Source organism: Martelella radicis (genome assembly GCF_014196625.1).
Classification (GTDB): domain Bacteria; phylum Pseudomonadota; class Alphaproteobacteria; order Rhizobiales; family Rhizobiaceae; genus Martelella; species Martelella radicis.
Window position 1 is genome coordinate 528,149 of the sequence record NZ_JACIDZ010000001.1, and the last position, 19,926, is coordinate 548,074.

At 63.3% G+C, this 19,926-nt stretch carries 17 protein-coding genes; 6 read left to right on the forward strand and 11 right to left on the reverse strand.

The window, feature by feature from the left end; translation table 11 throughout:
- Nucleotides 1–6 precede the first annotated feature (6 nt).
- The 8 genes from iolB to GGR30_RS02450 all read right to left on the reverse strand — a co-directional run bounded on the left by iolB (nucleotide 7) and on the right by GGR30_RS02450 (nucleotide 9,498).
- The gene (gene iolB / locus GGR30_RS02415) at nucleotides 7–807 is read right to left on the reverse strand and encodes a 5-deoxy-glucuronate isomerase (RefSeq protein WP_183482066.1); all 801 of its coding nucleotides are present in this window, start codon (nucleotides 805–807) and stop codon (nucleotides 7–9) included.
- 22 nt (nucleotides 808–829) lie between these two features.
- Entirely contained in the window at nucleotides 830–1,723 is an 894-nt protein-coding gene (gene iolE / locus GGR30_RS02420) for a myo-inosose-2 dehydratase (protein ID WP_183482069.1), read from the reverse strand.
- A gap of 29 nt (nucleotides 1,724–1,752) precedes the next feature.
- Entirely contained in the window at nucleotides 1,753–3,582 is a 1,830-nt protein-coding gene (iolD, locus tag GGR30_RS02425) for a 3D-(3,5/4)-trihydroxycyclohexane-1,2-dione acylhydrolase (decyclizing) (protein ID WP_183482071.1), read from the reverse strand.
- Nucleotides 3,582–5,513, reverse strand: coding sequence for a bifunctional 5-dehydro-2-deoxygluconokinase/5-dehydro-2-deoxyphosphogluconate aldolase (locus GGR30_RS02430; RefSeq protein WP_183482074.1), 1,932 nt, complete (start codon nucleotides 5,511–5,513; stop codon nucleotides 3,582–3,584). Before GGR30_RS02430 ends, iolD begins: the two co-directional genes overlap by 1 nt.
- Before the next feature lie 3 nt (nucleotides 5,514–5,516).
- Nucleotides 5,517–6,296, reverse strand: a complete 780-nt coding sequence (locus GGR30_RS02435) for an ATP-binding cassette domain-containing protein (protein WP_183482077.1) — start codon at nucleotides 6,294–6,296, stop codon at nucleotides 5,517–5,519.
- A 2-nt stretch (nucleotides 6,297–6,298) separates the two neighbouring features.
- Entirely contained in the window at nucleotides 6,299–7,381 is a 1,083-nt protein-coding gene (locus GGR30_RS02440; RefSeq protein ID WP_183482633.1) for an ABC transporter permease, read from the reverse strand.
- A gap of 207 nt (nucleotides 7,382–7,588) precedes the next feature.
- On the reverse strand, nucleotides 7,589–8,536 hold the full coding sequence (locus GGR30_RS02445) for a sugar ABC transporter substrate-binding protein (protein WP_183482081.1): 948 nt from the start codon (nucleotides 8,534–8,536) through the stop codon (nucleotides 7,589–7,591).
- A gap of 125 nt (nucleotides 8,537–8,661) precedes the next feature.
- Nucleotides 8,662–9,498, reverse strand: coding sequence for a MurR/RpiR family transcriptional regulator (locus tag GGR30_RS02450; RefSeq protein ID WP_210287901.1), 837 nt, complete (start codon nucleotides 9,496–9,498; stop codon nucleotides 8,662–8,664).
- A gap of 114 nt (nucleotides 9,499–9,612) precedes the next feature.
- On the opposite strand from GGR30_RS02450, the gene iolG reads away from it, so the two are divergent.
- The 3 genes from iolG (at nucleotide 9,613) to GGR30_RS02465 (ending at nucleotide 12,974) form a co-directional block, all read left to right on the forward strand.
- The gene (gene iolG, locus GGR30_RS02455) at nucleotides 9,613–10,617 is read left to right on the forward strand and encodes an inositol 2-dehydrogenase (protein WP_183482086.1); all 1,005 of its coding nucleotides are present in this window, start codon (nucleotides 9,613–9,615) and stop codon (nucleotides 10,615–10,617) included.
- 257 nt (nucleotides 10,618–10,874) lie between these two features.
- On the forward strand, nucleotides 10,875–12,701 hold the full coding sequence (gene recQ, locus GGR30_RS02460; protein WP_210287902.1) for a DNA helicase RecQ: 1,827 nt from the start codon (nucleotides 10,875–10,877) through the stop codon (nucleotides 12,699–12,701).
- A 108-nt stretch (nucleotides 12,702–12,809) separates the two neighbouring features.
- Complete coding sequence (locus GGR30_RS02465) at nucleotides 12,810–12,974, forward strand: hypothetical protein (RefSeq protein WP_183482089.1); 165 nt, start codon at nucleotides 12,810–12,812, stop codon at nucleotides 12,972–12,974.
- A gap of 118 nt (nucleotides 12,975–13,092) precedes the next feature.
- Here the strand turns inward: GGR30_RS02465 and GGR30_RS02470 are convergent, their stop codons facing one another.
- Nucleotides 13,093–13,365, reverse strand: a complete 273-nt coding sequence (locus tag GGR30_RS02470; RefSeq protein WP_183482092.1) for an SMc00767 family acetate metabolism repressor — start codon at nucleotides 13,363–13,365, stop codon at nucleotides 13,093–13,095.
- 40 nt (nucleotides 13,366–13,405) lie between these two features.
- Nucleotides 13,406–14,692, reverse strand: coding sequence for an isocitrate lyase (gene aceA / locus GGR30_RS02475; protein WP_183482095.1), 1,287 nt, complete (start codon nucleotides 14,690–14,692; stop codon nucleotides 13,406–13,408).
- Nucleotides 14,693–14,909: 217 nt separating this feature from the next.
- Here aceA and GGR30_RS02480 point away from each other — a divergent pair, with 217 nt between their 5' ends.
- A complete protein-coding gene (locus GGR30_RS02480; RefSeq protein ID WP_183482098.1) occupies nucleotides 14,910–16,328 on the forward strand; it encodes a helix-turn-helix domain-containing protein in 1,419 nt (472 codons plus the stop codon).
- A gap of 43 nt (nucleotides 16,329–16,371) precedes the next feature.
- On the opposite strand, the gene GGR30_RS02485 is transcribed toward GGR30_RS02480, so the two are convergent.
- A complete protein-coding gene (locus tag GGR30_RS02485; RefSeq protein ID WP_183482100.1) occupies nucleotides 16,372–18,867 on the reverse strand; it encodes a heavy metal translocating P-type ATPase in 2,496 nt (831 codons plus the stop codon).
- Between the two features lie 231 nt (nucleotides 18,868–19,098).
- Between GGR30_RS02485 and GGR30_RS02490 the strand changes: the two genes are divergently transcribed.
- Together GGR30_RS02490 and GGR30_RS02495 are read left to right on the forward strand one after the other, a co-directional pair.
- The gene (locus GGR30_RS02490) at nucleotides 19,099–19,425 is read left to right on the forward strand and encodes a hypothetical protein (protein WP_183482103.1); all 327 of its coding nucleotides are present in this window, start codon (nucleotides 19,099–19,101) and stop codon (nucleotides 19,423–19,425) included.
- Between the two features lie 148 nt (nucleotides 19,426–19,573).
- Nucleotides 19,574–19,918 (forward strand): penta-EF hand family protein, encoded by a 345-nt coding sequence (locus GGR30_RS02495; protein ID WP_183482637.1) that lies wholly within the window; start codon nucleotides 19,574–19,576, stop codon nucleotides 19,916–19,918.
- Nucleotides 19,919–19,926: the final 8 nt, after the last annotated feature.

A 19,926-nucleotide genomic window follows, 5' to 3' on the forward strand; every position in this document is an offset into this window, starting at 1 on the left:
CGGTCCTTACGCCTGCTGCTTTGCGATCCAGTCGTGATCCGGATGGTTCTTGAAGCGCCATTTGCGCATCGGCCCGGCCATGACATTCAGATAGTACATCTCATAGCCATGCGGCGCGCCGCAGGGATGATGGCCCTTCGGCACCAGAACGACTTCGCCGTCATGCACCGCCATGGTCTCGTCCAGTTCTCCGTCCTCGGTGAACACCCGCTGGAAACCGAAGCCCTGGGCGGGATTGAGGCGGTGGTAATAGGTCTCCTCCAGATAGGTCATATCCGGATAATTGTCCTCGTCATGCCTGTGCGGCGGATAGGACGACCAGTTGCCCGCCGGCGTGAACACTTCGGTTACCAGAAGACTGTCGGCAATGTCCTTGTCTTCCATCGCGATCGGATGGATGTAACGGGTGTTGGAGCCCTTGCCGCGCTCTTCCAGCCCGATGTCCTCAATGACCCTGGCACTGTGACCGCCCTTGCCGGGCGCCGAGCAGACGGCGAGCGTGCAGTCCGTTTCAGCCCTTGCCGACCACTCCGCGTGGTCGGGCACATAAACGGCGGCAGGCTTTTCCCGCTCGAACACGTTCATGCGTTTGCCGAGCGTGCCGAAATCCTGGCCGGCCCCTGAAATCGCGGCCTTGCCCTCGACAAGCACCAGAATGACCTCGCGGTCCTCCGTCTTTTCCGAGACGGTCTCGCCCGCGGCAAGGCGATAGAGCCCGAAGCCGACATAGCCCCAGCCGGCGCTTTCGGGCGTGATGTCGTGAACCTTGCCATCGGTTCCGTTCGGCTTGACCAGCAATCGGCTCATCTCGGTTCTCCTCGTCTTCTCTCTACTTCAGTCCGGCTTGCTCGGCCGCCGCCTTCAGCGCCTTCAGCCCCAAGCTCTGGTATTTGAACGGATTGCGAACGGCGGGGTCCTGCTCGGCCTCGATCACGATCCAGCCGGAATAGCCATGTTCCGCGGCGATCTTCAGCACGGGCGTGAAATCGACGATCCCCTCTTCGTCGCCCGGCACGGTAAAGACGCCCCGCCGCACGCCCTCCAGGAAGCTCAGCCCCTCGTCCCAGACCTGCTTCATGATTTCACCGCGTACATTCTTGGCGTGGATATGCCGGACGCGGCCCATATGGCGGCGCGCCAGCGCTTGCGGATCGCCGCCGCCGAAGGTCGCGTGGCCGGTGTCGAGCAGCAGATACACATCCGGCCCCGTCAGCGCCATCAGCCGGTCGATCTCGGATTCGCTCTGAATGATCGTACCCATATGATGGTGATAGACGAGCGCGATGCCATCCTCGGCGCAATAGGCCCCGATCGCATCGAGCTTTGCGGCAAATCCGTCCCAGGCGGCATCATCCAGCACGGGTCGGGTGTTCAGGGCAGCGCCGTCATTGCCGTGAATGGCGTTCGATGTCTCGCAGACGATGCAGACCTTTGAGCCCTGCGATTTCAGCAAGTCGAGGTGCGGGCGGATCGCGGCCTTCTCGTCTTCGACCGAATGCGTAAGCAGGTTGAGCGAGTGCCAACCCGAGACGAATTTGAGGCCATGGGCGGAGAGTACGGCCGAAAGCGCTTCCGGTTCGGTCGGGAACTTGTGGCCCTTCTCGATACCGTCAAAGCCGATCTCGGCGGTTTCGGACAGGCAGGTTTCAAGCGGGATGTCAGCACCGAGGCTCTGGTCGTCATCATTGGACCAGGCAATCGGATTGGTTCCGAAGAGGATCATGATTTCACCCTTTCAAAGGCAAAAGGAACTCAGTCAAAGGCGCGCTGGTTGGCGCGGTCTTTCAGATAGTTTTCACGCGCCGCATTCACTTGCGTGCGTTCGGAAACTTCCGGCACGGCCACATCCCACCAGTTGCCGCCGGCTTCCGTGGTGATCATCGGGTCGGTGTCGATGACGATCACATGGCTGCGGTCACTGGTCTTCGCGCGCTTCATCGCTTCCTCCAGCGCCTCGATGCCATCGACCTTCTCCGCGATCGCGCCGAGGGACGCGGCATGGGCGGCGAAGTCGATGTCGGAGGGCACGACGTGGCGGGCGGTATCGATCAGATTGTTGAAGCTCTCGCCGCCAGTCGCGCGTTGCAGCCGGTTGATGCAGCCGAAACCGCGATTGTCGAGCACGACGACGGTGATCTTCTGACCGAGCATGACGGAGGTCGCGAGTTCGGAATTCGCCATCAGGTAGGAGCCGTCGCCGAGCATGACGATGACGTCGCGCTCCGGCAGCGCCATCTTGACGCCGAGGCCGCCGGCGATCTCGTAGCCCATGCAGGAATAGCCGTAATCGAGGTGGTAGCCATTGGGGCGTTCGGCCTGCCACAGCTTGTGCAGCTCGCCCGGAAGTCCGCCGGATGCGCAGACAACAATGGCATCCTCCCCGCTCTGGCGCTGGACGGCGCCGATCACATGCCCGTCGCTTGGCAGCGCATTGCCGGAGGGCGCATCGGTGGCGGCGGCGACCGAGGCCATCCAGGTTCTCTTCAGTTCGGGATCGACGGCCGGAGCCTGATGCCCGCCGAGCTTCTCGCCCAGCATTTCCAGTGCAACCCGCGCATCGGCCACGAGCGGCAGGGCATCATGCTTGTAGCTGTCGAACGCCGTGACATTGATCGCCAGAATGCGCCGCGCGGGATTCCTGAACACCGACCAGGAACCGGTGGTGAAATCCTGGAACCTTGTACCGACACCGATCACCAGATCGGCATCGGCGGCGATCGCATTGGCGGCAGAGGCGCCGGTCACACCGATGGAGCCGAGGTTCAGCGGATGGCTGGCGGCAAGCGAAGACTTGCCTGCCTGCGTTTCGGCAACAGGAATCCGATGCTTTTCGGCAAAGGCTTTCAGGACCTCTGTCGCCCCCGAAAAAAGCACGCCGCCGCCGGCCACGATGAGCGGCCGTTTGGCAGACTTGATGGCGTCAACTGCCCGCATCAGCGCACCCGCATCCGGCGCGGGGCGGCGCTGATGCCAGGTCTTTTCGGCGAAGAAGCTTTCCGGCCAGTCGAAGGCTTCCGCCTGAACGTCCTGGCAGAAGGAGAGCGTCACGGGGCCGCAGCGCTCCGGATCGGTCAGCGTCGATAGCGCGCGCGGCAGCGCGGTCAAAAGCTGCTCCGGTCGCGTGATCCGGTCGAAATAGCGGCTGACCGGGCGGAAGCAGTCATTGGCGGAAACCGTCGCGTCGTCGAAATCCTCGACCTGCTGCAACACCGGATCGGGCGCGCGGCTGGCGAAGACATCGCCGGGAATCAGCAGCACCGGCAGGCGGTTCACATGGGCGAGCGCGCAGGCCGTCACCATATTGGTCGCGCCGGGGCCGATCGAGGTTGTCACCGCCATGGCCTGGCGCCGGTTCTTCGCCTTAGCATAGGCGATTGCCGCATGCGCCATGGTTTGTTCATTGTGGCCGCGCCATGTGGGAAAGCTGTCGCGCACGCCATAAAGCGCCTCGCCAAGCGCCGCGACATTGCCGTGGCCGAATATCGCCCAGCAGCCGGGAATGACGGGATCGCCGTCCTCGTTCTTCTGCGCGATCAGATAGCGCACCAGTGCCTGCGCGGCGGTCAAGCGGATCGTTTTCATCAAAACGCCTCATCTCTTTCATGCTGTCCTGCAGCCTGCCGTGCCTCGTCCCAATAGCGGCAGAAGCTGCGGTATTTGTTCGTCATCTCCGCGACGGCCTCATCATCGCCAATTGCGCCTGAAAGCCAGGCACGGGCCGCGTCAGCGAAGATCGAACGACCGACGGCGAACCCCTTGACCAGCGGAAAACGCGCGGCTTCGGCAAAGCTGGCCGCCAGTTCCTCTTCCGGCGCATCGAGGCCGAGCACGACGATGCCGCGCGTGTGGCGGTCATTGCGCTCGATCGCCGCGCACACATTGGCCCATGCGGCTTTCGATGTCAGTGGCTCCAGCTTCCACCAGTCGGGATAGATGCCGATCTCGTAAAGACGCTCGATCACCCGCGCGGCGCTCATATCATCCGTCTCGCCATGCTTTGATGACACGACCTCCATCAGGAATTCCAGCCGGTTTCGGCGCGCGGCGGCAAAGAGCCGCGTCAGCGTCGCCTCCTGCTCGACCTTCAGCGCCGCATCGTCATCGGGGTGATAGAAGCACAGAACCTTGACCACATGTTCGGCGGGCCATTCGGCAAGCCCGCCCATGTCCTCGCCAAGCTCCGGCTCGAGCGTGAGCGGACGCGAACCCGGCCATTCCGTCGGCCGCCCGATCCAGAGGCCGGTTCCGGCGGCCTTGTAAAGCGATGAACGGCCAATCCGGCTGTCGCAGAGAATACCGTAGCCCGGCCTGCCGTCGGCCACATCCAGAGCCGCCCTCAGGCAGAGCTCCTTGAACGCGCCCAGCCTTTGGGCCGGAACGCCGCATTCCGCGACCATGTCTTCAAGCTGGATCCGGTGGTCGAAGGCAAAGACCCGCATTTCCGGCCAGTCGCCGTGCCTGTTGGTCGACCAATGAAGCTGTTCCAGCGCCTTGTCCTTGCGCAGCGCCAGCATGGTTGAGCCATGCTCAAGGAAATATTCAAGTTCCGTCAGGCTCGGATAGGCTGGCGTGCAGCCATGACGGGAGACGGCGAAGGCTCCGCAAGCATTGGCGATCGTCAGGCTTTCGGCCCAGTTCCGATCCGTCAGCCATCCCTTCAGGAGCCCGGCCATGAAGCCATCGCCGGCGCCCAAAACATTGAAGACCTCGATGCGGAAGCTTCTGCCCGCAACGCCGCCATCGATATCATCCGGAATAGCCCCCTCGAAGGCCGAAGCGCCGGCCGCGCCGCGCTTCAGCACCAGCGTTGCGTCGCTCACCTTGCGCACCTTCTTCAGCGCCTCAAGCGTATCCGTCGTGCCGCCGGCAATGTGGAACTCCTCTTCCGTGCCGACGATGAGATCGAACAGATGCAGCGTCGACTGAAGCTTGGCGGTCACTTTCTCGGACGCAATGAAGCGGTTCTCACCGTCGCCGTGACCGGAAAGGCCCCAGAGGTTCGGTCGGTAGTCGATGTCGAGCGCGTTGCGGGCGCCGTGCTTGCGGGCAAGGTCAAGCGCCTTCAGCACAGCCGCCTCGGTCTGCGGGTTGGAAAGATGCGTGCCGGTGGCGACCAGCGAACGCGAGCGCGCGATCAGCGCCTCGTCGATATCGTCTTCGCAGAGCGCCATGTCGGCGCAGTTCTCACGATAGAAAATCAGCGGAAACTGCTCCTCATCCCGAATGCCCAGGATCACCAGTGCGGAAAGCCGTTCCGGATCGGTGATCACGCCGGTCACGTCGACGCCTTCCTTCGCCAGTTCCTCGCGGATGAAGCGGCCCATATGCTCGTCGCCGACACGGGTGATCAGCCCGGACTTCAGGCCGAGACGCGCCGCGCCCGTCGCCATATTGGTCGGCGAGCCGCCGAGATATTTCTCGAAGGACAGCATATCCTCCAGCCGACCGCCGACCTGCGCGCCGTAAAGGTCGACCGAGGAACGGCCGATCGTGAGACAATCGAGTTCATGCATGCTCTAGACAGTGCCTCCAAGCGAGGATTCGAGTTCAACCAGTTCGCGTCCGCCCGCCATCAGATCCTGCAACTGTTCGGCATTGATCTCGCCGCGTTTGGCAGTGCCCAGCGTCTTGCCATGATTGATGACGGTGAAGCGATCGCCGACGGCCAGCGCATGACGGACATTATGGGTAATGAAGACAACGCCGATACCCTTCTTGCGCACGGCATCGATGGTGGAAAGCACATTCGCCGTCTGGCGCACGCCGAGCGCCGAGGTCGGCTCGTCAAGGATCAGCACGCGCGCGCCGAAATAGACGGCGCGGGAAATGGCAACCGTCTGCCGCTCGCCGCCCGAAAGCGTGCCGACCGCCTGATCGGCGGAGCGCAGGTGAATGCCCATCTTGGCCATTTCCTCAACGGTGATGGCGCCCGCTTTCTTGTGGTCGAATACCTTGATCGGGCCGATGCGCCGCTCGGGCTCCCGGCCCATCCAGAAATTGCGGGTCACCGACATCAGCGGGATCATCGCCAGGTCCTGATAGACCGTGGCAACGCCTGCCGCCATCGCGTCGCGCGGATCGTTGAAGGTGACTTCCTTGCCGTCGACGAGGATGCGGCCATAGCTCGGCTTGTGCACGCCCGACATGGTCTTGATGAAGGTGGACTTGCCCGCGCCATTGTCGCCGAGCAGGCAATGGCATTCCCCGGCCATGACCGAGAGCGAGACGCCAGCCAGCGCGATCACCGGGCCGAAATGCTTTTCGATTTCCTGAAGTTCGATCAGAGGTGCGCTCATCTCTAGCGTTCTCCCGTGATGCGACGGCGGATATAGGTGTTGAGAATGACGGCGAGCAGCAGGATGACGCCGAGGAACACGCGGAACAGCGAGCTTTCGACGCCTGCGAAGAACAGGCCCTGCTGGACGACGCCGAAGATCAGCGCGCCAAGCGCCGCACCGATGACGGAACCGTACCCGCCGGTGAGCAGCGCCCCGCCGATGACCACGGAAATGATCGCCTCGAACTCCTTCAGCAGGCCGCGGTCGGCCGCCGCCGAGCCGAACTCCATCACCTGGCAGGTGGCGAAGATGGTGGCGCAGAAGGCCGTCAGCATGAACATCAGGATCTTCACCCGGTTGACCGGCACGCCGACATAACGCGCGGCCTGGGCATCGCCGCCGGCGGCGAAGATCCAGTTACCGAATTTGGTGCGCACCAGAAGAAAATGGCCGAGCGCGATCAGAATCAGCGCCCAGACCATCAGCATCGGAATGCCGTCGACGACGGGTTGCCCGGCGCGCGGGCCGGCAACGAAGGTCGCGATCATGTCATTGTCGGCAAGCCAGCGGAAGAAACCGCCGAACACCTTGCCGCCAAAGAGCGCGGCGACGACATCGCCTTCCGATGCCTCGCGCACGCCGCCGATGATCGTCTTGCCGGTGGTCGAGATGGCGATGAAGATCGTCAGCCCGCGCAGGATGAACAGGAAGGCGAGCGTAACGATGAAGGACGGCAGGCCGGTGCGGATCACCAGGAAGCCGTTCAGCGCGCCGATGGCGACCGCGACGGCAAAGGCGGTGATGATCGCAAGCCAGGCGGGCCAGCCCCATTGCACGGTCAAAAGCGCGATGATGATGCCGGAAAAGCCGATCATCGAACCGATCGACAGGTCGAATTCGCCCGCAATCATCAACAGGCAGGCGCCGACGGCGATGATGGCGAACTGGGCCGAGACCGTGCCCCAGTTGATGAAGCCTTCGGCTGAAAACATGCCGCTGTCGCCGGCGATCATGGCAAACAGCAGAAAAACGAGAATGGTGCCGCAGATGGAGCCGAGCTCCGGCCGGATCAGCGCCTTGCGCCAGCGCGGCACGGGGCGCATGCGCTCTTCGAGGATCAGCTCCTCGATCGGCCGGTGCGGCTTTTGTTCGTGGGATTTGGACATCAGATTGTCTCCGCCGCGTAGGCAATGGTTCCCCGCGCCGGCGGCGCGTTTTCGCTGCCTGCCGTACCGGGCGTCTCAGGAGACCGGCGGTTGCCGGTCAGGACGCCGCGCGGCAAGTCCGCGCGGCATCGCCATTGTCAAACGTCAGCGATACTGGCCGGCGTATTTCTCGACCAGTTCGATGTTGCCGTCGGTGATGAAGCCGGGACCCGAATTGATCGAGTTGCCCGGCATCACGCCATAGCGGGCGTAGTTGGTCAGGATGACCACCGGCAGATAGCCCTGCAGGTAGGGCTGCTGGTCGATGGCGAAGTTGATCGTGCCGGCCTTGATCGCATCGGCAATGCCGCTCGAAAGGTCGAACGTGCCGAAATAGACCTGACCGGCCTTACCGGTTTCATCAAGCGCGGCAATCGTCGGCTCGGCGGAGTTGGGGCCGAGTGTCAGGATCGCGCCGGTATCCGGATTGGCATTGAGATAGGCCATCACCTTCGACTTGACCTCGGACGGGTCCATGCCGCTGTCGATCATCTGCTGGCCGAGCTCGACGCCCAGACCATCGGCAAAGCCCTGGCAGCGCTCAACGGATGCCGGGTTGGTGATGTAGTGGTTGACGCACAGGAAGCTGTCGGCGTCCGACTCCTTCTTGGCGCGCTCGCCTGCAAGCTTGCCCGACATATATTCCGGCTGGCCCACATGCATCATCGCGCCGAGCTGTTTCGACTGCTCTTCCGTGCCCGAATTGATGGTGATCACCGGAATGCCCTTGGCCACGGCATCCGAGATCGGACCGGAAAGAACGTCATAATCGGCGATCGTGACGATGATGCCGTCCGGATTGGACGCGGCCGCCTGCTGGACGATACGGCCCATATCGGCAAGGTCGCCCGTCGGCGGGTTGCGGTATTCCACTTCGACGTCCATCTGGTCGCCCGCGACATTGATCGCGTTCTTGATCGTGTTCCACCAGCTGTCGCTGTCGGGCGCATGCGAGATCAGCACGAAGCGCTCGCCCTCGGCCCAGGCCGCAGCGGGCGCCAGGCTCGTCAGTGCAACGGCAGCAGCCGCCAGCGCAAGAAATCTGCTCTTCATCTTCAAGTCCTCCTCCAAGGGATGAATTCGCCCCGACCTCCTCCCGGCAAGGGCAATATCGGAACGCGAAACCGGTTCACGCTCCGGGAGGGAATTTAAATTCCATTCCGTGACGATTGCAATATTTATTTTCTATTTTTTCCATTCTCGCGTGCGGCGCCCACGGACACTGCAAGCGAGATCGCAAGCGACAACGATCCGGAAAGGGCCCGGAAGGCGCCGACATCGGGTTCGGCCACATTCAGCGTCGTGGCGCCGAGCCGGACCAGCGGACTGGTGACATAATCGGTGATGGCGACAAGCCCCGCGCCGCGCGCCCTGCCGGCTTCCGCGATCTCCAGCGTGCGCTCGGTATAGGGGGCGAAGGTGACGGCGAGCACGGCATCATTGGGCCGAATGGCATATTCCAGCCCGAGCCCCGCAATCCCCGTATGCAGCATTGCCGGGATATCCATCTTTTCAAATGCATAGGCGAGATAGGAGGTCACCGGAAAGGCGCGACGAAAGCCGACGAGGTGGATGGTCTCGGCCTTCGCCAGCATCGCCACGGCCTCGTTCAGCGCTTCCGTCTCGACCGAGGTCAGCAGGTTTTCCAGCGACAGCCGGCCAACCTCGACGAATTCGGCAAGAAGCGCCGCCGGACTGTCCGACCCGTGATCGCGGAGCGAATCGATGCGCGTCGCATAATCCGGCCATTTGCGCGAATAGTCGCTGCGGAACAGCCGCTGCATCTGGGAAAAACCCGAAAAGCCCAGTTCCTGGCAGAACCGCATGAAGGCCGAGGGCTGGACGCCCGCCTCTGCCGAAAGCTCGGCCACCGTCGAGACCGCCACCCGATCGGGATTGGCGGCAACGAAATCGGCGCATTGCTTCAGGCGCTTGGGGAAGCCCGGTGAGCGCTCCGCGAGGCGGGCGAAGAAGGCGTCGATCGTATCGGGCGCATCACTGGCGTGATTGGGCATGGGCGGCTCCGCTATTGCGCTTGACATATTCCACAATCAGTGTTTTTAGAATTTTTATTCCATTTACACAAGCGGCACAAGATCGATCGCCGATACGGAATAGCGGGAGGACATATGACTGTATCGATTGCACTTTTGGGCGCAGGACGGATAGGCCGCGTGCACGCGCGCGCCGTTACCTCGGTGGCAGGCGTCCGGCTCGCCGCCATCGCCGACGCCAATGCTGAAGCCGCCGGCGAGATTGCCGCGCTTTACGAGACCCTCGTCTCGACGATCGACGATATCGCCGCCGATGACAATATCGACGCGGTCATCATCGCCACGCCAACCGGAACCCATGCCGACCTGATCGAGAAATTCGCCCGCGCCGGAAAGGCGATTTTCTGCGAAAAGCCCGTCGACCTCGATTCGGCCCGCGCCCGCCAGTGCCTTGCCGTCGTCGAGGAGACCGGAGCGCGGCTGATGCTCGGCTTCAACCGCCGCTTCGATCCCAACTTCCAGGCGCTCAAGCAGACGATCGCCGACGGCAAGATCGGCAATCCCGAAATGCTGCACATCGTTTCCCGCGACCCCGCCCCGCCGCCGATCTCCTACCTCGCCTCCTCCGGCGGCTTCTTCAAGGACATGACGATCCACGATTTCGACATGAGCCGGTTCCTGCTCGGCGAGGAGATCGAGACCGTGCAGGCCAGCGGCTCGGCGCTGATCGACCCGGAGATCGGCAAGATCGGCGATTTCGACAGCGCCTCGACGATCCTGACCACGGTTTCCGGCCGCCAGTGCACGATCTCCAATTCGCGCCGCGCCACATTCGGCTACGACCAGCGGATCGAGGTTCTGGGCTCCAAGGGCGCGGTTTCGGCGGAAAACCTGCGGCCCGCCTCGATCGAGCTTGCGACCGCCGAAGGTTTCCTGCGTCCGCCGATCTACGACTTCTTCATGACCCGCTATGTCGACGCCTTTGCCGCCGAAATCCGCAGTTTCGCGGAAAACCTGAAATCGGGCGCGGCGATGTCGCCGAGCGGCAATGACGGGCTGAAGGCGCTGGAGATCGCGGAAGCCGCCGATCTTTCGGCGCGCGAGAAGCGTCTTGTCTATGTTTCGGAAATCCGGGGCTGAGCCTGAAACAAGCTGATTGACCGGCGTCCAGGTCAGACTGGAGCTCAATCCTGCCGGCGTTACCCTCGGGCTTGACCCGAGGGTCTCATCACGCCGCCTGATGAGCGGCGCTTCTGTTTCCGCAACGGGTTTGGATGCTCGTGTCAAGCCCGGGCATGAGGCATGAGAGTGCAGCAATCCTTGTGAATTTTTCAGGAGAGGCTCGCACCGGACGAGTGGATTTGCGATAAGGGTAGCCTGCCACGAAGGATATTCTCTTGCCGCACCTGCCTGCCCCCACCGCCGAACCGCTTGCCGTCCTCAAGGAAATCTACGGCTACTCGGAATTTCGCGGCAAACAGGCCGCCGTGATCGATCAGGTCGTCTCAGGCGGCGATGCCGTGGTTCTGTTTCCGACGGGGGCCGGCAAGTCGCTCTGCTATCAGGTTCCCGCCCTCTGCCGCCAGGGCGTCGGCGTGGTGATCTCGCCGCTGATCGCGTTGATGCGCGACCAGGTCGAGGCACTGAAACAGCTTGGTGTCCGGGCAGCCGCGATGAACTCCTCGCTGTCGCAGGAGGATTTCATCGCAACGCGGCGGGCCCTTGCGCGCGGTGAACTCGATCTTCTTTACGTCACGCCGGAACGCGTCGCCACGGCCGGCTTCATGGACATGATGCGCGATCTTGAGATTGCGCTCTTCGCCATTGACGAGGCCCATTGCGTCTCCCAGTGGGGCCATGATTTCCGCCCGGAATACCGCGCGCTCGACCGGCTGGCTGAGGCCTTTCCCGGCGTTCCGCGCATGGCGCTGACGGCGACGGCCGACCCGCATACCCGCGAAGACATCATCGAGCGGCTGGCGCTCACGAATGCGGCGGTGTTCACCACCTCCTTCGACCGGCCGAACATCACCTATGAGATCGTCGAGCGGGCCCAGCCGCGCCGCCAGCTTCTCGATTTCCTCTCCCGCCACAAGGGCGAGAGCGGTATCGTCTACTGCCTCTCGCGCGCCAAGGTGGAGGAGACCGCGGAATGGCTGAACGGCGAGGGCATAAGGGCGCTCGCCTATCATGCTGGCATGGAGCGCGAGGTCAGGGACGCCAATCAGGACGCGTTCCTCAAGGAGGACGAACTCTGCCTCGTCGCAACCGTCGCCTTCGGCATGGGGATCGACAAGCCGGATGTGCGCTATGTCGCCCATCTGGATCTGCCGGGCTCCGTCGAAGCCTATTATCAGGAGACCGGGCGCGCCGGACGCGACGGCCTGCCGGCCGATGCCTGGATGGTCTACGGCATGGCCGACGTCACCCAGCGCGGCCGCATGATCGATCGCTCCGCCGCCGCCGATGAGATCAAGCGCGTCGAGCGCGCCAAGCTCAATGCCCTGCTCGGCATCTGCGAGACCGCCGATTGCCGCCGCCAGGCGATCCTTGCCCATTTCGGCGAGAAGCATGACGGCGGCTGCGGCAATTGCGATACCTGCCTGTCGCCGGTTGAAACCTGGGATGGCACGGAAGCCGCAATCAAGGCCATGGCCGCGATCTACCGCACCGGCGAGCGCTTCGGCGCGGGCCATCTGATCGACGTGCTCACCGGCAACGAGACCGAACGCACGGAACGCTTCGGCCATACCGCCATGCCCGTCTTCGGCGCGGGCAAGGATATCGCGCCGAAGACCTGGCAATCGGTCTACCGGCAATTGCTCGCCAAGGGGCTGATCCGGGTCGACCATGAGGCCTATGGCGCGCTGAAGCTCGAGGAAGGCGCGCGTGCGGTCTTCCGGCACGAGCAGTCGCTGCGCTTCCGGGTCGACCGGGCGCCGAAGGGCAAGGCCTCGTCCGGCACGCGCAAGCGCAACGACGCCAAGGCCGCGCTTTCCGAACAGGATCAGTCGCTGTTCGAAGCGCTGCGCGCCACCCGCACGGCGCTTGCCAAGGAACTCGCCGTGCCGCCCTATGTGATCTTTCCCGATACGACGCTGATCGCGCTTGCCAGCCATCGGCCGGGTTCCGCCGAGGCCATGCTCGAGATCCAGGGCGTCGGCAAGACCAAGCTGCAGCGCTATGGCGCGGAGTTTCTCGACACGATCCGCGCGCACGGCTGAGGCGAATGCGCGCCTCATCGGCCGTATTTTCTCTCTGACCTTCGATGGAACAATTTCCCCTGCCCGCCTGTTTTCTGGACGAGTGTCCGAACCAGAGGAGAAATTGCGATGAGCAAGATCGACAAGGATAAGGAAACGGAACGCACGCTGCGACAGGTCGAGCACATGGGCGCCGGCGGCCATCTCGGCGGCACCTATTTCGGCCAGGAGCCTGACGCGACCACCTCTGCCAATCACGCGAGATCGCGCCCGAACGGCAATAGCCAGAAATAGGCTCGGACTCCGCTGACCGAAGCGAAATACAAAGAACCCGCCGTGCGATTGCCGGCGGGTTCTTTTTTGTTCGGGACCGGGCTGTCAGCGAAAGGCCGTGAGCCCCTGCCCGCCGCTCTTAACTTGCGGCCAGGCTCGCTTCCTCATCCGGCTCCTCCGCCTGTCCGGCGATGATGATCGGCACCAGAAGATCGCCCCAGCTCTTGGTTCCGCCGTGGTGACGGGCCGAGCGGATGATCTCGACGGAAACGCCGGCATCCACCGCCCGCATGACCGACTGGTTCAGCCGGTGCAGGTCATTGGCGACCATGCGGATCGCGGCCTGCTGCTCGCTGCTCATCCGCGTCGACTGTGCCTCGGCGCGTTCCTTGACATTGATCCTGCGCGTCATTTCTTCTCCTCCTCTTCGAGAAATAATCGCATCCGCCGGCCTATTCGGCCGCGTGGAACTGCGCGGTTTCGGTGGATTCTCCCATGGCGGTGGTCGAACCCGTGCCGCCAGTGATCGCCATCGAGACTGCGTCGAAATATCCGGTCCCGACCTCGCGCTGGTGGCGGGTCGCGGTGTAGCCGTTGGCTTCCGCCGCGAACTCGGCCTGCTGCAACTCGCTGTAGGCCGCCATCTGACGGTCGCGATAGCCGCGCGCCAATTCGAACATGCCGAAATTGAGCTGATGGAAGCCGGCAAGGGTGATGAACTGGAACTTGTAGCCCATGGCGCCGAGTTCCCTCTGGAAACGCGCAATATCCTCGTCGCTCAGGTTCTTCTTCCAGTTGAACGAGGGCGAGCAGTTATAGGCGAGAAGCTTGCCCGGATGATGCTTGTGCACGCCCTCGGCGAATTTGCGCGCCTGCTCCAGATCCGGCTTGGAGGTCTCGCACCAGATGAGATCGCAGTAAGGCGCATAGGCGACGGCACGGGCGATGCAGGCCTCGAGGCCGTTGCGGACGCGGTAGAAGCCTTCCGCCGTGCGGCCGGCATCATAATCGACAAAGGGCTGGTCGCGCTCGTCGATGTCGGAGGTCAGAAGCTTGGCCGCCTCGGCATCCGTACGCGCGATGACGAGCGTCGGAACGCCCATGACGTCGGCGGCAAGCCGGGCGGCGGTCAGATTGCGGATATGGGCGGCTGTCGGGATCAGAACCTTGCCGCCGAGATGGCCGCATTTCTTCTCCGAAGCCAGTTGATCCTCGAAATGAACGCCGGCAGCGCCCGCCTCGATATAGGCCTTCATGATCTCGAAAGCGTTGAGCGGACCGCCGAACCCGGCCTCCGCATCGGCGACGATCGGAGCGAACCAGGTTTCGACGGAAAGCCCGCTATCTTCAGATATTTCAATCTGATCAGCACGTTGAAGCGTTTTATTGATCCGCTTTACCAGCTCGGGGCCGGCATTGGCCGGATAGAGCGACTGGTCCGGATACATGGCGGACGCGGTGTTGGCGTCGGCTGCGACCTGCCAACCTGAGAGATAGATCGCCTTCAGCCCGGCGCGAACCATCTGCATGGCCTGGTTGCCCGACAGCGCGCCGAGCGCATTGACGAAATCATCCTCATGGATCAGCTTCCACAGCCGCTTGGCGCCCTCCTCTGCCAGCGTCGAACGGATGCGGACCGAGCCGCGCAGCCGCTTGACGTCGTCCGCGCTGTAGCTGCGCTCGATGCCGTCAAACCGGCCCTCTGCGGCGCCCTCGACAAGATTGTAAAATTCAGACATGCCCATTCCTCCTCTTCCAGGCAATTTGAAAGTCGACCGGTGCTAAACACCACTTGGCGACAGTTCATGTGACATTTTTTACTGAATTGATGATTGCAAATCTACAGAATTGGCTTAGATCAAGCGCGAATTCGGGTTATCTTGTATTCTGCTTGACAGAGACGACGAGTAAAACTGTAAAATTTGTAAATCATCAAATCGGCCTGGAGGAGACCGGATGACGGAGAAGAAGATTTTCGCGGGACCGCGGCTGCGGCGCATCCGCAAGGGCCTTGACCTGACGCAGACGGCGATGGCCGAGGCGCTTTCGATTTCGCCCTCCTACCTCAACCTCATCGAACGCAACCAGCGCCCCTTGACCGTGCAGCTGCTTCTCAAGCTCGCGTCCGTCTATGACATTGATGTCGGTGAATTGCAGGGAGAAAGCTCGGGCACGATCAGCCAGTTGAAGTCGGTCTTTTCCGACTCGCTGCTTTCCGGCGAACTGCCGGGCGACCAGGAACTCGTTGAAGTGGCGGAGGCCGCGCCGAACGCAGCGCTCGGCATAATCAAGCTTTACCGCGCCTATTGCGAGCAGGCCGCCCGGCTCTCCGACCTCACCGCGCTTCTCGCCCATGAGGGACGGGAGACCCACCTTCCCGGCAAGCGCCTGCCCCATGAGGAGGTGCGCGACGCGATTTCGCGCCGGCCCTACTTCTTCGACGACCTCGACCGCGCTGCGGAAATGCTCTTTGCCGAACTCGATGCAGGCGATGACCTCGCGCCCGCATTGAAGGCGTGGCTGATGAAACACCACGGCATCACCGTCAGAATCCTGCCGCCGCACGCGATGGTCAATCTCGGACGCCGTTTCGACCGACATACGATGCGCCTGTTCATCTCGGCCCGCTTCTCACCCTTTGACCGACAGCGCGAGATCGCCATCGAAACGGTCCTTCTGGCGCTCGCCGACCCGATCGCCGCAGCGGTGGAGGCGCTTGATCTATCAAGCGATGAGTCGCGCCGGATCGCGCGTTTCGAGCTGGCCCGTTATGCCGCGCTGGCGCTGATGATGCCCTATGCCCCCTTCATCGAGGCCGCCCGCCGCGACCGGTTCGACATCGGCCTCCTGTGCGGCCGTTTCGGTGTCTCATTCGAGCAGGCTGCAACCCGCCTTGTCAGCCTTCAGCGGCTGGACAATGCCGGCCTTGCCTTCTTTGCCATGGAGATCGACCAGGCCGGCAATATCCTGCGGCGCATCGGCGCGGAGGGTTTTCCGCATGCGGGCTTTCGCGGCGAATGTCCGCGGCTTGATCTCTATGACGCCTTCAGCCAGCCGGGCCGGATCGTGTCCCAGCACGTGGAAATGCCGGACGGCGTCGGCTATCTGACGCTTTCACGCACGCTGGAAGGTCCGGAACCCGCGCTCGGCGAACGGCCGCACCTGACGGCTATTCTGCTGGGCCTGCGCTGGGACAAGGCAGCGGCCACGGCCTATGCGGCCAATGGCGGCGCGGCGGGAGGCCCCGTTCCCGTCGGCCCGGTCTGTCGGCTCTGCGAACGGCCCGGCTGTCTTTCGCGCGCCGAGCCGCCGGTCACGCGGCCGCTCGGACTCGACGAGATGGTCGCCGGCCTGTCCGCCTTCGACTTCCGCTAAACCCGGTCGTTCACTGATGCGTCTCCAGGAAGAGTGGAAGGCTCTACAGCTTCGTCGCCCTCAGACGCAGCGCATTGCCGATGACCGAGACAGAGGAGAGACTCATCGCGGCGGCAGCCACGATCGGCGACAGCAGGATGCCGAAGAAGGGATAGAGGATCCCCGCCGCCAGAGGGACGCCGGCGGAATTGTAGACAAAGGCGAAGAACAGGTTCTGTCGGATATTCGCCATGGTTGCCTCTGCCAGGTGGCGGGCGCGGACAATGCCGGTCAGGTCTCCCTTCACCAGAGTGATCCCGGCGCTCTCCACGGCGACATCCGCGCCGGTACCCATGGCGATGCCGACATCGGCTGCGGCAAGCGCTGGCGCGTCATTGATGCCGTCGCCTGCCATGGCGACCGACAGCCCCTCTCCGCGCAGGCGCTCGATCAGATCATGCTTGTCCTCGGGACTGACGCCGGCGTGGACCTCGTCAATCCTAAGGCTAGAGGCCACCGCCTCGGCGGTCGCCTCGGCGTCACCCGTAGCCATCACGATGCGCATCCCTGCCTCGTGCAGCGCCCGGATCGCCTCCGGCGTGGTCTCCTTGATACGGTCCGCCACCGCGACGATGCCGGCGACGCTGCCGTCAAAGGCGATGTACATCGCGGTCTTGCCCTCGCCCTGCAGCGCGTTCACCCGTTGCTTCAGAGCGCCGATGTCAACTTTCTCTGCTTCCATCAGCGCCGCATTGCCGAGCGCGACGCGTTTGCCGTCGACGGTGCCCGTCACGCCCTGTCCGGTTACCGCATCGAAATCGCTGCTCTCCTTCTCGGGCGCACCCGCCTCGCGCGCACCCGTCACGATCGCTTCGGCCAGCGGATGCTCCGAACCGCGCTCCAGGGCTGCGGCGATGGAAAGCAGCTCGACGCGCGCGAAACCCTCGGCAGGCTCTGCTTCGGTGAGCGCGGGCTTGCCCTCGGTCAGCGTTCCAGTCTTGTCGACGACCAGTACATCAACCTTGGAAAAGCGCTCGAGCGCCTCCGCATCACGGATCAGCACGCCGGCATGGGCGCCGCGACCAGTTGCCACCATGATCGACATGGGCGTCGCCAGACCAAGCGCGCAGGGGCAGGCAATGATCAGAACCGAAACGGCCGCGACAAAGGCATAGGAGAGCGCCGGCGACGGGCCGAAAATGACCCAGGCCAGAAAAGCAATCACGGCCACGGAGACCACGGCGGGCACGAACCAGGCCGCCACCCGGTCCGCCATCGCCTGGATCGGCGCGCGCGAGCGCTGGGCCTTCGACACCATGTCGACGATGCGCGACAGCGTGGTTTCGGCCCCGACGCTTTCCGCCCGCATCAGGAAGCTGCCGGTCTTGTTGAGCGTGCCGCCGGTGACCGGTTCGCCCTCGGTCTTTTCGACCGGGACCGGCTCGCCGGTGATCATGCTTTCATCGACCGATGAGTGGCCCTCGGTGACCACGCCGTCGACCGGCACGCTTTCGCCGGGGCGCACGCGCAGCACGTCGCCGGCCTTCAGCGTATCGACGGGCACATCCTTCTCACCCTTATCCGTAACCTTGCGCGCGGTCTTCGGCGCAAGATCGAGAAGGGCCCGGATCGCATCGCCCGTGCGTTCGCGCGCGGCCAGCTCCATCACCTGGCCGATCAGCACAAGGACGAGGATCACGGCAGCCGCCTCGAAATAGACAGGCGCCATGCCGGCGCTGTCGCGCATGGAGGCCGGAAAAAGGCCGGGCGCGACCAGCGAAACGACCGAGAAGACGTAGGCCGCCCCCGTGCCGAGCGCGATCAGGGTCCACATGTTGGGGCTCCTGTTGACGATCGAGGACCAGCCGCGCTTGAAGAAAGGCCGGCAGACGAACACGACGGGCGTGGCCAGCGCGAATTGCAGCCAGCCGAACAATGCATGCCCGAACCAGTCCTCGAACGGCAGGCCGAGATGACTGCCCATCTCCAGAACGAAGACGGCGAACGCCAGCGGCGCGGTGATCATCAGGCGGCGTTTGAAATCGACATATTCGGGGTTCGGGCCCGTATCGGCCGACGGCGTCATCGGCTCGAGCGCCATGCCGCATTTCGGGCAGTCGCCGGGATGATCCTGCACGATTTCCGGATGCATCGGGCAGGTATAAAGCGTTCCTTCGGGCTGGGGCTCCGGTTCCGGTCGGCCATGGACGTATTGATCGGGGTCCGCCTCGAATTTCGACTGGCAGCCGGAAGAACAGAAATAGAAACGCTCGCCTTCGTGCTTGAGCATATGCTGGGCGCTGGCGCGATCGACCGACATGCCGCAGACCGGGTCCTCCGCCGTCAGATAGGCTTCCGGTTCCTGCAGGAAACGGTCACGGCAGCCTTCGGAGCAGAAGTGAAAAAGCCGGTGATCATGTTCGGTCGTCGGCTTTCCGGCCTCCGGATCAACGGTCATGCCGCAGACGGGATCGCGCAACGGCCTCTTGTCCGACACCGTTGCGTCATGGCTGCCGCCGCTTCCGGCATCGTGGGAATGCCCGTCATGGGAATGTTGCATCTGAGCTCTCCTGTCGGTTCCGTTTCCGCCAACATGGCCCTTCCAGTCACTGGAAGGTCAAGAGCGCCCGGATTACCCGGCTACAGATAGCGCGGGCAGGCGATCAGGAAACCGGGCAGCCCAGCCTTTTCGGCCCACAGAAAAAGGAGGATGATCCTGATCAATTCCCGACCGCCGTGAAATATGCCAGATTGGCCTTCCATCGTAGGTCCCACTCGATTCGAAGAGACCATGTTCAGCCGGCTTCGCACACTTGCCATTGCTTTCGTCTTCCTGCTCGGGCTCCTTGCCGGTGCGGGCACGGCCGTCAGCTTTGAGCCCGCCGACATGGCGTCCTGCAACGAACAGTCGGTCTCTATCTCCGCAGCAGATGCCTGCGGCAAGGCGATGATCCACACGTCATGTCTCTATCACGGGACCTGCGGCCTGTTCCTCTCGCCCGATCCCGCGCGCATCCATTCCCGGACGGCGCCTTCGGCACGGAATATCCCGCTGACCGCTCCTCTTGCCGGTCAGGCTTCGGCACCCGAAACGCCACCGCCCATCTCCGCACTCTAGAGCCTTCACGCCCGGCACATGCTTGCCGGCTTCGTGATGATCCCGGCAGCCCGCGGGCGCCGGGAAACGCTCCCGGATTCTGTAATTCATATAAGTATCAGAGTGTTGGGAGCCATATCTAAGATAGCGCTCTAAACGGAGATTTCCCATGAGCAAGATAATTTACGCCGCCGCGCTCACGCTTACCCTCGGCGCGAGCCTCGCCTACGCCAACCCGGCCCACCACACAGGAACCGATCAGGTCCCTGATGCCGGCAACATGATGCAGTCCGGCATGATGGACGGGTCGATGATGGGCGGCATGATGAATTCCGACATGATGGTGATCATGCTCGATGCCGATGGCGACGGCAGCCTTTCGCTCGCCGAATTCCAGGGCATGCATGAGCGCATGTTCGGCTATCTCGACGGCAATGGTGACGGGACGCTCGACGCCAGCGAAATGGAAGCCCACCACGCGGGCGCCATGCCCCATGGCGGCGACAGCGAGTAGGGAGGAAA